The organism is Streptomyces sp. NPDC001492 (assembly GCF_053597275.1).
In genome coordinates, this window is the sequence record NZ_JBSFHW010000024.1 from 20,284 (window position 1) to 32,529 (window position 12,246).

Genomic DNA, 12,246 nt, shown 5'->3' on the forward strand with positions numbered 1-12,246 from the left:
CGTGTCGTTTTACGGGGGTGCTTTCTGCTGTGTCGATGATGCTGCCGGACGAGCTCGAGTGGGTTCTCGAGATGCTCGGCTACAACTGGCCGACCGCGGACGAGGACAAGCTCAAGGACTCCGCCAAGCTGTGGCGGAAGTTCGGCGACGACGTCGCCGACCTTCACACCAAGGCGAACCTGAGCGCCGGCCAGGTGGTCGCGCACAACGCCGGCGAATCGATCGACGCGTTCACCAAGACGTACAAGAAGTTCGACGGCGGAGGCGGCGACGGCTATCTGGGCAACGCCGCCCAGGCCGCCTACCTCATCGCGAACGTGATGGAGGCCTGCGCCTACATCGTCGAGCTCGCGAAGTGGGCGGTGATCGCCCAGCTGATCGCCCTGGCCATCGAAATCGCCGCCGCCCAGGCCGCCGCGCCCTTCACCTTCGGCCTCTCCGAGGTCGGCGCGCTGGGGGCGACCCAGGTCACCCGGCTGATCGTGCGCCGCCTCCTCGACGAGCTCAAGGAGGCGCTGCTCAACGCGATCGTCGAGGCGATGAAGGAGCCCGCGATCTCGATGATCGAGGCGATCATCACCGACCTGATCCGCCAGACCGTGAACGTCGGCTTCGGCGCCCAGGAAGGCTACGACCTCGGCACAACCCTCAAGGCCGGTGCGGACAGCGCCTGGGACGCCATCAAGCAGACCCCGCAGACCCTCGCCGAGGGAGTCCGCGACAGCCTGGGCGAGAAGGCCGGGCACCGGGCGCACCATGCCATCGACAGCCGGATCGACGGGCACGGCGGGGGTTCCGAGGGCGGGCACGGCGACGGCGACTCCGACTCGTCCCGGGGGGACGGCGACTCCAACAGCCCGGACGGTGACAGCGGCTCCAACTCGTCTACCGGCGGGGGGAGTTCGGACTCGTCCTCCGGTTCCTCCTCCGACTCGTCTTCCTCCGGCTCGCACTCCGACGGCTCCGACTCGTCGGGGTCGGATTCCTCGACGTCGACGCGGGCAGGCAGCAACACCGGAGTGAACATCGGCGGCGGGATATCCGCCGACACCGGCGGCAACGGCATCGGCGGGCCGGACCTGGGGGCGGGGCCGGGATCCGACTCGGGGTCGGACTCCGGATCCGGCTCCGACTCGGGGTCCGACTCCGGGGCCCCGAGGCCGACGCCTTCCCACTCGGGTCCGACCCTCTCCGACTTCGACGATCCCTCACCGAGCGGAGCGCCGTCGACTGGCTCGGACTCCGGTGGTGTGTCCGACGGTCCGGGCGCCTCCGGCCCGTCCCACTCCGGCGGCGGCTCGCCGGTGTCCGGGATCGCGTCGCCGACCGTGCATTCCGTGTCGGCCGCCGCGGCGTCGGGGACGTCCCCGTCGACGTCGACGGGTGGCCACGGCGGGATCAGCACCAACATCGACAGCCTGGCCGCCAGCACCCCCACCCACACCAACGCGGCGCCCACGGCTGCTCCGACGACCGGTGACCCGTCCTCCGGCGGCGGGGGCGGGGCCCGTGCGGACGGCGGTTCCGGCATCCCCACCTCGCCCGTCGCGCCTTCTACGGCGGGTGGGGTGGGCGGCGGCTCACCTCACGGCGCTGCGGCCGGCAGCGGCACCTCGTCCGGCGCGGGCCCGAACAGCCCTGCGCCCAACTCCGGTACGGCGAGGCCCACTTCGGCCACCGCCTCCCCCACGGGGCCGGGGCCGGCCTCCACACCGAGTCCGACGTCCCCGTCCCGCAGCACCACGACCGCGTCGGCATCGGCGTCGGCGACGACGGACGGCCGCGTCGGGGCTGGTGCGGGTCTTCGGGTCTCCGACACGGGGGACAGGCGCGTCCCCGGTACGGCGGACGGCCGCACTCCCGGCACGCCGGACGGGCGTACACCGCCCCAGCGCACCCCGGGAAGCACGACGCCGGGGGACGGTACGACACCGAGGAACACGCCCGGTACGACGCCCAGGGACGGCACCACGCCTCGCGGCACCACGGACACGAGGCCGGGCGACGGCACGACGCCCCGCGGCACCACGGACACAAAACCGGGCGACGGCACCACGCCCCGCAACACCCCCGGCACGAGGCCGGGCGATAGCACGACGCCCCGCGGCACCACGGACCCCACGGGTAGCACCCGTACCAACACCACGGACCCGGCCGGCAACACTCGTAGCACCCCCGTCGGCCAGAACTCGAACACGAGCACCGCGACTCAGAACCCGGCCCAGTCGTCGTCCTCCAGAACCACATCGCCGTCCGCCGGCACCTCCACGTCGACGCCCTCCACCTCGACCGGCTCCGGTGCGGATCGCTCCTCGACGCCGGGCAACGGCACGTCGGACTCGTCGACGCCGGGCGGCCGTACCGCCGGGCCCTCGAGCCGGCCCGGCCCCGCCGACGCCTCCGGCACTCCCGGCTCCCCGAACCGGCCCGGCAACGGTGATCCCACCCCCAACAGGCCGCCTCAGCAGCCTGCGGGCAGCCCGCCCGGCTCCCCGCCGCAGCCGGCCGCGCAGCCCGACAACCCGCGACAACAGCACCAGCAGCAGGTGACGCCGGTCCCGGTCCACACCGTCATCCGCACCCCGGGCGCCCCGGCGGCACCATCGCACGCAGGTCCCGCCACGCCCCCCGCACCGGCCTCGCCCCAGGCCACCCCCGGCAACGCCGACCACCAGCAGCATCCGCAGCAGGACAGCCTGGAGGACATCCGTGCCGACCTGGACCACCACCCCGGAGGCCTGACCGAGCCCGACCCCGCCGATCAGCAGGCTCTGGTCGACGCGGTGCCGCACAACGAGGACGGCACCCCGCAGCGCTTCCCCGATCCCTTCGGCTCCTGGGCACAGCTCCAGAACGACGGTGGCAACACCGTCCCCGGACGCAGCAACAACTGCGCCGACTGCTCCCGCTCCTTCCTGGAGACCTGGTACGGCAACCCCCAGGTGTCGGCCCCGCGCACCCTCGACACCGACGCGAACGGCAAGCCGGACTACTGGTCCCCCGAGGACAACGCGAACGACAACCAGATCCGCTGGGCGGGTGCCCCCCACACCTACGCGGGCCGGGGAGACGACCCTCACACGCCCGCCCGTATCGCCTGGGACCTCCAGCAGGCCGGACACGGTGCCGCGGCCATCGTCCAGGTCGGCTGGCCCAACAACGGGGGCGGCCACGCCTTCAACGCCGTCAACCACCACGGCAACATCATCTGGATCGACACCCAGACCGGAGACGTCAGCCACAACCCGCTCCACATCTCCAACGCGGAACACGTCTGGCACATCCCCCTGGACGCCGACGGCAACCCGCTGCACCCCGCGGTGCCCGAGGCCAAGGACTCCGCGGACCAGAACGACGATGCGCAGGCCCAGAGCGACGGCGAAGCCCAGCCGGAGAACTCCGAGAACTCCGAGAACAACGACGGACAGCCGGACAGCGCGCAGCCCCAGACCCAGACGCCTCAGAACGAGGCCTCGGGCGACACCCCGAAGCAGGCCGACGACCCGGCGCAGCAGCCCTCCAGCACCGACCCGACGGCGACGAAGGACGAGCCCGGGGACGAGAACGGCCGGGCGCGGAGCGAGAGCGACAACCCGTCCGAACCGGACCGCGCCCCCGATGGCCGGCAGCCGTCCCCGGACGACAGCGACACCGATCAGCGGCAGGAGCAGTCTCCCGACAGTCCCACCGAACACAAGCGCCCGTCCCCGGACGAGGCGCCCCGCCCCGACGAGCAGGGCCGCACCCCCGGCAAGGAGTCCGAGCAGCAGAGCCCCACGCCCTCGGACCCCCGTGCGTCCGACCCGCAGCACCGGCACACCACGGACCCGCACACCCCGGACCCCCGTACCCGGGACCCCCGTACGCCCGATCCGCGTACGCCCGATCCCCGTGTTCCAGACCCGCGAACGGCCGATCCGCGGACCTCGGAGCCGCCTCGGGACACCCCCGAGCACAAGCATCCGGAGAGCAACGACCGCCCCGACGGTCAGCGCCCGGACACCGAGCCGAGGCCGGACCGCACGCACCCCGACCACCCCGACCACCCCGACCACGGCGCGGATCCGCGGTCGGAGACGTCGGACCACGACCGGCCCGCGAACCCGGACCAGGCACACCCCGAGAACTCGGATCCGTCGGCGGCCGACGAGCACCGTGACCGCCCCGGCAGGATGACCAAGGACTCCGCGGTCCCCGCCCACGAAGGCCTGCCGGACGGCAGGAACGCCGATGCGTCACGGCACATCCAGGAGTCCACGGCAGGCAAGAAGCCCTTGTACGGGGAGATCACCCCCGAGCACGCGGCCCCTCCGAAGCCGGAGGCACAGCACCACCCCGAGGGTCCGGCACAACCGGCGGGCGATCCGGTCAACAACCCGCAGTCGGACCAGGAGTGGGCCGACCACATGGTCCATCTCGCCAACACGGACCCCAAGTTCTTCGAGAAGTACTACCGGCCGACCGACGGTCACCGGTGGTCGCGCCACGACCGGTACATGGGTCACCAACTGCCCGTTCTGCGGGCCACGGGAGACCCGCACCGGCCGTGGATGGCAGCGAGCAATGTGCTGCCCGCCTCGCCTCCCCGCTACGTCGACCCGAACGTGAAGCCGGTCGGGCGGACCGAGGGTGGTCCCTCCGACGAGACGCTCGGCAAGCTGGACGAGCGTGCCGCCTCCCGGGCAGACGCGATCGAAGCGGACCGGGAGCCGCACACGGCGAGGGAGGCGGCCAAGAAGGCCCTTGACGCGAACGACACTCCTGAGAACAGAAAAGCCTTCGAAGAGGCCGACAACGTGCACAGGCCGCTCCACGCGGCGCGAGGCAAGGAGAGCGAGCGGTACGGAGACGAGGTCGCCGAGTACCACGCGATTCCGAACGAGTTCCCGGGTGCGGTCCGCGTCGACAACCGGGCCGAGGGCAACAACCGCTTCGACCAGGTCTACACCGCACCGCCGGACGCGACCGATCACGACTACGTGGTCGTGGAGTGCAAGGGTTCCCTCAGGGCGCACGAAGGCGAACGTCAGGGGCTCCCGCTCGGAGCGGACGACCCCGACCGTCCCGAGCCGGGAGAAGGCCACGACGGGCAGGACACGGCTGCGGACGAGGGTCAGGACGCACCGGACGGCAGCGCACCGGCGAACCCGGCCGTGCCGCAGGTCTCGCAGGGCACTCGTGAGTACTTCAAGACGATCCTGCACGAGATGCGCATGCGAGGCTTGCGCGGGCTGGACGAGGCAGCCGCTGAGCCCGACCCGGCGAAGGCCGAGGCCAAACGCAAGGCTGCCCAGGACGAACTGGACCTGGCACGCGACCTGCGCAAGGCCCTCAAGGAGGGGCGCGTGAGGTACATGCTGGTGCAGGGGAACTCCGACGAGGCCAAGAAGACGCACGAGGGATACCTGATGAAGGAGTACGACATCAGGCCTCCCAAGAAGGATGGAAATGATCAAGATTCCACGCCATGAGTTTCCCACCGGCGCTCTGCCGCAGGTGCTGGAAGAGCTCCAGACAGAACTGGAGGAGGAGCTGGAGGACCTCGAGGAGAGCCCCGAGTGGTTCACCACGGCCCTGCGCTCAGCGACCACCATCCTCAACCGGCGCTGCTCCGGGGATCCCACGGCCGACAGGCTGGAGACCTGGGAAGCCTGTGTCACCGCGATGCAGGTGGGCTCCGCCCTCTTCACCGCGGCCCGGGCGACGACCCCCACCGTCGAGTGCCGGATCGGCCACAAGCAGCGCGTCCTGCGTTCCGGTGCCGGGCCCTGGGCCCACGCGGGCAACTGGCTCACGGCGTTCTGGCTGGCCTGCGTATGCCGCGAACGGCAGCGCACCACCGACCTGTGCCAGGTCCCCGTCTCCCTGCTGCGCGCTTCCGGGGCCGACTTCGACGAGTACGTCTACGCCTGGGTCGAAGCCCTGCAGGCGTACTGGCTCAAGCAGCCGAGTCTCGGCGACAAGCTGGTCGCGGCCGTGGACGGAACCGACCCGGACGTGCTGCGGCCCGCCTCGCGAAGCGCCGTACTGCGTCTCATGTATCCGCCCATGAACCTCCTCACCCAGCTGGTCCGCGGCGACCAGGACAGGTTCAACACCGAACTGGCCAAGGCCGTCGAATGGCACAAGGAGTACTGGACCAGCGACGAGGAACGGGCGCGCGACTCCGACGGCCTCATCGCCCTGGGCCCGCTGGCCGTCGCCTGCCTGGCCCAGGACTCGGGGTTCACCATCGAGGTCGAGTCCGAGTACCTGCCCAAATACCTCCTCGACGGCGGCTGGTACGGCGAGTTCCCGACCTGACCCCCGCTCCGACCCCCGACAAGGAGTCGCCCGTGGCCCCGGGGGCCGCCGAGACCCGGCACCTGGCTCAACGCCTTCCGGCTCGCCCGTGTCCGCCGTGAGAAGAGGCTTCCCCGCGTGACCGACGACTCCGACCGAGCAACACCAGAGAGGAAGCCCATGGCTCCCGACACGCCCGTCCCCACACCCCAGGGTCCGCCCACCACCCCGGACCAGGCCGTCCAGATCGTCCTCAGCCGCTACGCCCAGCCCAGACTCCCCGACGGCACCCCCGCCGAGCTGCACGTCCACGAGTTCGACATCGGCTACCTGGTGTACGCGGTCTTCCCGCCCCCCGCCGAGACCGCCGGCCCGCCCCGCCCCGCCCCGCCCGGCGGAGCCAAGATCGTGGTGTCGAAGGAGACCGGTGAGACCGTGACCGTCCCGAACTTCCCGACCGAGCAGGCGATCGCGCTCTACCGCAAGAACCTGGAGCGCAACGCCTGACCACCGTCCGACACTCCGGCACCCGCGAGGACCCGCATCGATGACCGCCCCGACCACCGGCTACGCACTCCACCCCTACATAGGCGGCCGCACAGCCGTGCTGCGCGCACTCGCCGCCTGGCGGACGGAGCGGCCCGGTGCGCCCCGCGTCACCATCCTCACCGGCAGTCCGGGCAGCGGGCGTTCACACCTGCTCACCGGCTTCCTGATGCTGTGCGATCCGGAGTTCCGGGGACGGCTGCCGCTGGCGGACCTCGACCCGTCGACCGTACCGCCCGCACTCCCCGCCCCCGCGGTGCCGAGCGCGGCCGGGCTGACCGCGGCGCAGCTCGGGTGGCTCATCGCGGACCACTTCGGGCTTCGGCCCACCCGTGTCGAAGAGGTGTACGCCGCCCTGGGCGCCCTCGGCCGGACCGAGACCCTCGTCGTGCCCGATGTCGACCGGGCGGGACCGGTGCGTACGACGGGTGAGCCGGCCCGCGTCGTGCGGGAAGTGCTCGAGCCACTCGCCACCACCTCCACCATCCGGCTGCTCACGGACGTGCCGCGCGGTCTCGCCACCCAGCTCGCCGCCGCGCTCCCGCCGGGCACGGCCCGGATCATCGACCTCGACGACCCGCAGTGGGCCGACCCGCACGGCCTGGTACTGCAGGCGGACGCACTGCTCAGCCCGGAGTCCGGGGCACCGGAGCTGCCCTTCACCACGGATCGTCCGGCGCGGCGCGCCCTCGCCGAGGCGATCGGGCGCCGGGCCGGCACCAGCCCGCTCACCGTGCAGCTCGCCGTCCAGAGCATCCTGACGAGTCCGGCCGCCGGGGCCCCGCACGACGAGGCCCTCCTGCCCTCGTCCCCCGGCCAGGCACTCGACCTGCACGCCCGCCGCCTCGGCGCGGACCCGCAGACCCTGCGTCAGCTCCTGGCGCCGCTGGCCCTGGCGGAGGGCGAGGGTCTGCCCCTCGACCTCTGGATACGGCTGGTCAACGCCCTTGCGGGCAGGGACATGAGCGGCGCCCTCGCGCACAGCGGCGCCCTGGCCGGTCCGTTCGTCGAGTCGCTCCGGCAGGACGGGGACGGCAGCGCGCGGACGCTGCTACGGCTGCTGCACCCGGCCATCGGCGAGGAGATCCGGGCCGGTTTGCCGAGCGTCCGCGCCGCGCAGACGCAGATCGCGATGACGCTGCTGGAGGCCGTGCCGGACCAGGACTGGAGCAAGGCCGACCCGTACGTACGGGACCACATCGCGGGCCACACCCTGGAGGCGGGCCTGCTGCCCCAACTCCTCACGGATCCCGGGTTGTTCGTGCACGCCGACCCGGTACCGCTGCGCGCCGCCGTCGATGCCGTACCGACCGGGGAACTCGGCGCACCGGCCCGTACATACCTGCGCACGGCTCCCCTGCTGGCCCGCGCCCAGGCCCCTGCGATGCTGCGTGCCGCGCTGCTGGAGACGGCATTCGTCGAGGACGGCCTGCCCGAGTACGCCGACGCCATCCACGGCCGGCTCGGCCTCGACCTGCCCTGGCGCACCCTGTGGAGCCTGCCCGTCCCCGGCGTCAGCGCGGTGAGCGTCGGCCGTCCGGCCCGTCCGGAAGGACCGGCCGCTCCCGTCGCCGTGCTCACCGTCCCGACGGGCACGCTCGTCCACGGCCTCGCAGGACCGGACGATCCGGGCGAGACCGACCCTGGAGAGGTCCTGCCCCTCTCCGAGGAGGCGCGGGCCGCCGCTCCGCTGGCGCTGAGCCGGGGCGCCGACTACGTGCGGGTATGGGACCGGGCGACGCAGGACATCGTGGCCGCGCTGCTCTCCGACACACCCGTCACCGCGGCCGACCTGTCCCCCGACGGCATCCTCGTCGTCGCCACCGAGCACGGCGCGAAGGCTCTCCGCATCACCGGGCACCGGCTCGGCCGCACCCCGTCCGCCTGACCGTCACATCGACGCCCTGTCGGACAACACCCTTCACGCAGCCCGCTCCGGCTCCACCGTCTGCCTCCTGATCTCACTGATAACTTGCTGGTTCTGCCAGTCACCTCCATTGAGTCCACGGGGAATCATGAGCCAGCCGCCGTTCCAGCCGCCGCAGCAGCCACCACAGCCACCGCTGAACCACCCGAACCCCTACGCCCAGCCGGCCCCTCCGCAGCAGCCGGGGTTCGGACCGCCCGGTCCTCCCCCCGGGCAGCCCCCGATGTACGGCGGACCGCACCCCGCCCCTCAGGGGCAGCCGCCGATGTACCCGATGCAGCCGGCACCGCCGTTCCAGGCGGCCCCCTTCGGGCAGCGGCCGAATGCGGGCGGTAACGCCGTCGGGGCGGTGTTCCTCGGGTTGCTGGTCTCCTTCGTCGTGTCGGCGCTCTACACCGGCCTCATCCTGGCGACCTACAAGGACATCACGTCCACCACCGTGGCCAACACCCTCTCCTTGGGCCATGCACTTCTCAATGGCGCGATCGTCGGCGCACTGGTCGGCAAGGTGGGGCGCGGCAGCAACGGTGCCCGGATCGGCGGAGCCGTCGTCGCCGCGCTCGGCGCCTTCTTCGGCGACGCCAACGCCCTCCCGCTCATCATCGCCAAGGAACAGTCGTTCATGGCGCTCAAGGACATGCTGGAGTACAACCCGTTCCTCCCGGCCAAGGCCTGGTGGCACAGCGATGCCACCGGTGGAGTCGACTGGTTCTCCCTGCTCAGCCTCGTACTCGCCGCAGGCGCCGCCTGGGGCATCGCGTACCTCATCGGCAACAGGCGTCGTCCCGCATGACTGTCTCCTCTGCGGTGCGCCGCACCCGCAGAGGAGTACTCGATCGAGCTGTGCCCCCATGCTCCCGTCGACCGCGACGACCCGGTGCTGTGGCCCCTGGTCCGCGACGGGCGGATCCTCGCGCTGACGTCCGGCCTCCCACCCCGCGGACAATGTGGCGGTTCGGAGGAGAACTGCGTGATCGATGGTCAAGGGATCTGCGGGAGCCCTGAGTTGGGGCCCACGGAGCCCGACCCACCCGTACGATGACGGCCGCATTCGAACGAGTTCGCGTTGGTCCACTACAACCAGAGCCCGGCAGCTGGCTTGTATCGGGGGAGTTCTCCATGGCAGACATCGACATCGAGGCCGCGCGGGTACGCGCCGCGGCCGACGACACCCAGTCCCTCTCCCACCAGGTGATGAAGCGCCTGAGCCACTCCCTCGACACCAGCGACGACGTCTACGCCTCCCACTACGGCAACGGCTGGGAGAGCCCGGTCCAACTCAGGGTGTGCGCCCTCAAGTGGGAGGACCACATGGTCTCCCTCGCCAAAAGGATGGGCGAGCTCAGCCAGAAGCTGCGGGACTCCGCCGACGGCTACGACCGCGCGGACGCCGAGGCGGAGTCACGACTGCGGGCCGGCCTGGGCGACCTGGGGAAGGCCTGACCATGGTCTCGTATCAAGGGGTCAACAGCGCCCGACCGAGCACGTGGGCGACCGCCGCCGACGAATGGCACGCACTCGCCAAGTACGCCCTGGACGCGGCGAAGGACCTGCGTGAGTACGGTGCCAAGCCGCTCAAGGACAACTGGACGGACGAGGTCGGTGCAACGGCAGCCGCGCAGTTCGAGCTGCTCGCGAACCAACTGGAGGCGGCGTACGACATCCTCCTCGCCGTCAACATGGTCGCTGACGGCATGACGACGACCATCCAGACCGCGCACAGCACCATGCACGCCGCGGTGGACCTCGCGGCCCGCTACGGCCTGGAGATCGGCGTCGACGGGACGATCACCGGCCCGCCCCCGCGCAACCGCATGGAGGCCGAGGAGATGGGTCCGTACCGTGCGGAGGTGCAGGACCTCATCGACCAGGCCGTGGAACAGGTCACCACCGCCGACAAGCTGGCCGCGGCCGAGTTCGCCAAGCTGGCCGGCCAGACAGGCGTCACCGATCCCAGCAAGGCACTCAACGACCTACAGACACACGCCTCGCACGTCCAGATGCAGATGCTCGCCGCCGACATCCCGGTGAACGAGGACCCGACCACGGTCCGCCACTGGTGGAACGGCCTGACCGCCCAGCAGCGCAAGGACATGACGCTGGCGGAGCCGGTCGCCCTTGCCAACCTCGACGGCATACCGGACGACGTGCGGCGGGAGCTTCGCGGCAACGGCAAGTACGACCGCGTGAAGCTGGTCGAGTACGCCCTCGCACACTGGGACAAGGACGACCCGACCGACTTCGGCAACAACTGCACCAACTTCGTCTCCAACGCCCTGCTGCACGCGGGGATGAAGGAGAAGACGAGCATCTGGGGTACGTCCGACGACGACTCCTGGATGATCGGCAACCGCACCGGTGTCGACGGGATCGACAAGCGGCTTGCCTACTCGGACAGTTGGGCCGCCGCCGAGAACAACCAGAACTTCATGCTCAAGCACGGCGGCACCGAGGTCCCTCGCTCGGAGGTGAAGCCGGGCGACATCATCTACTACGAGCAGGCCGGTCCCAACGACTCCATCGAGAAGGGCAACACGCACCACGCGGCGATCGTCACCGCTGTGATGCCGGACGGCGAGATCAAGTACACCCAGCACAGCGACTCGTACCAGAACGTCAGCCTGGAAGGCCGGCTCCCCGCGACCGAACAGCACGAGGGCCGGCAGAACATACGGATCGTCCGCCCCAACCCGGACTGGTACTGATGAACACACCCACGAACCGTTGGTCTCCGCTGGTACCGATCCTGGTCCTCGCCTCGGCGGGGCTGCTGGCGGCCCACTTCTCCTTCGACGGCGACACCTTCCGGAACTGCCGGTATCTGGGCCCGTCCACCCGGATGTACGTCACCGCCTGGGCCGCCCCGGCATGCGCCCTTGCGGCCCTGGTGCTCCTGCTGTTTCTGCGCCGCGAGGGGCGGCGGCCGGGGCCGCTCGCCATGGCCGCCGTGTGCGTCGTACCGGTGCTGCTGCTGGTCCAACTCGCAGCCCTTTACTGGGTGTACGAACCGGACCCTTCCGGCGGTCAGGACTGCTCGGGGATGATGCCGGCCGCAGCGCCTCAGCGCTGAGCCGACCGCTTTCCCCCGATGGAGCCGTGCACCGGCGCGTCCCGCTCCGCACGTTCGCGGTCCAGTTCCGCCTGCTGCCGTGCGTCCCAGTCCGCGAACTGCCCCTGGGACTGCCGGCGTTCGGCGTACGTCTGGTCCTCGGCCGCCCGGCGCATCTCATGGAGCCGCTGGTAGACGGCCTCGGTGTAACGGGGGTCCTGAAAGGCGTCCTTGACGTCGACGCGTCCGCTGAGCACCTCACCCGCCATCTCGCGCAGGGCGGGGTCGAGCGAGGTCGCGCCGGCGATGGTGCGCAGGGAACGGCGCAGCCGCAGGGCCTGTTCGGGGTCCTGGGCGATCCCCATGAGTTCCTCGTCCTGGATCTCCCGGTCCGGGGTCATGGGTCCGGCCGTCCTTCCTGTTGTTCCTGCGGTGCTCGTCG

Annotated in this window: 9 protein-coding genes; 8 read left to right on the plus strand and 1 reads right to left on the minus strand. The window is 71.2% G+C overall.

Going from position 1 to position 12,246, the window contains the following annotated elements; translation table 11 throughout:
* Positions 1-35 precede the first annotated feature (35 nt).
* From ACWC1K_RS28360 to ACWC1K_RS28395, 8 genes are all read left to right on the plus strand, one after another.
* A complete protein-coding gene (locus tag ACWC1K_RS28360; protein WP_450835416.1) occupies positions 36-5,471 on the plus strand; it encodes a toxin glutamine deamidase domain-containing protein in 5,436 nt (1,811 codons plus the stop codon).
* Complete coding sequence (locus ACWC1K_RS28365; RefSeq protein WP_450835418.1) at positions 5,449-6,303, plus strand: immunity 49 family protein; 855 nt, start codon at positions 5,449-5,451, stop codon at positions 6,301-6,303. The genes ACWC1K_RS28360 and ACWC1K_RS28365 overlap by 23 nt, the downstream gene beginning before the upstream one ends.
* Positions 6,304-6,462: 159 nt before the next feature.
* Positions 6,463-6,789: a hypothetical protein gene (locus ACWC1K_RS28370; RefSeq protein ID WP_450835420.1), complete on the plus strand. Its 327-nt coding sequence runs from the start codon at positions 6,463-6,465 to the stop codon at positions 6,787-6,789.
* A 40-nt stretch (positions 6,790-6,829) separates the two neighbouring features.
* Positions 6,830-8,716 carry an ATP-binding protein gene (locus ACWC1K_RS28375; protein WP_450835422.1) on the plus strand — a complete coding sequence of 629 codons (1,887 nt, stop codon included), beginning with the start codon at positions 6,830-6,832 and terminating at the stop codon, positions 8,714-8,716.
* A gap of 127 nt (positions 8,717-8,843) precedes the next feature.
* A complete protein-coding gene (locus ACWC1K_RS28380) occupies positions 8,844-9,548 on the plus strand; it encodes a hypothetical protein (protein ID WP_450835424.1) in 705 nt (234 codons plus the stop codon).
* Positions 9,549-9,874: 326 nt separating this feature from the next.
* Positions 9,875-10,198 carry a type VII secretion target gene (locus ACWC1K_RS28385; RefSeq protein ID WP_450835426.1) on the plus strand — a complete coding sequence of 108 codons (324 nt, stop codon included), beginning with the start codon at positions 9,875-9,877 and terminating at the stop codon, positions 10,196-10,198.
* A gap of 2 nt (positions 10,199-10,200) precedes the next feature.
* Positions 10,201-11,460, plus strand: coding sequence for an amidase domain-containing protein (locus tag ACWC1K_RS28390; RefSeq protein WP_450835428.1), 1,260 nt, complete (start codon positions 10,201-10,203; stop codon positions 11,458-11,460).
* Complete coding sequence (locus tag ACWC1K_RS28395) at positions 11,460-11,825, plus strand: hypothetical protein (protein ID WP_450835430.1); 366 nt, start codon at positions 11,460-11,462, stop codon at positions 11,823-11,825. The genes ACWC1K_RS28390 and ACWC1K_RS28395 overlap by 1 nt, the downstream gene beginning before the upstream one ends.
* Here the strand turns inward: ACWC1K_RS28395 and ACWC1K_RS28400 are convergent.
* Positions 11,816-12,205, minus strand: a complete 390-nt coding sequence (locus ACWC1K_RS28400; RefSeq protein WP_450835432.1) for a hypothetical protein — start codon at positions 12,203-12,205, stop codon at positions 11,816-11,818. The genes ACWC1K_RS28395 and ACWC1K_RS28400 overlap by 10 nt on opposite strands.
* Positions 12,206-12,246: the final 41 nt, after the last annotated feature.

Coding starts and splice junctions, on each gene's coding strand:
- ACWC1K_RS28395 (WP_450835430.1), top strand. CDS start 11,460: ATGAACACACCCACGAACCGTTGGTCTCCGCTGGTACCGATCCTGGTC.
- ACWC1K_RS28370 (WP_450835420.1), top strand. CDS start 6,463: ATGGCTCCCGACACGCCCGTCCCCACACCCCAGGGTCCGCCCACCACC.
- ACWC1K_RS28385 (WP_450835426.1), top strand. CDS start 9,875: ATGGCAGACATCGACATCGAGGCCGCGCGGGTACGCGCCGCGGCCGAC.
- ACWC1K_RS28365 (WP_450835418.1), top strand. CDS start 5,449: ATGATCAAGATTCCACGCCATGAGTTTCCCACCGGCGCTCTGCCGCAG.
- ACWC1K_RS28375 (WP_450835422.1), top strand. CDS start 6,830: ATGACCGCCCCGACCACCGGCTACGCACTCCACCCCTACATAGGCGGC.
- ACWC1K_RS28400 (WP_450835432.1), bottom strand. CDS start 12,205: ATGACCCCGGACCGGGAGATCCAGGACGAGGAACTCATGGGGATCGCC.
- ACWC1K_RS28390 (WP_450835428.1), top strand. CDS start 10,201: ATGGTCTCGTATCAAGGGGTCAACAGCGCCCGACCGAGCACGTGGGCG.
- ACWC1K_RS28380 (WP_450835424.1), top strand. CDS start 8,844: ATGAGCCAGCCGCCGTTCCAGCCGCCGCAGCAGCCACCACAGCCACCG.
- ACWC1K_RS28360 (WP_450835416.1), top strand. CDS start 36: ATGATGCTGCCGGACGAGCTCGAGTGGGTTCTCGAGATGCTCGGCTAC.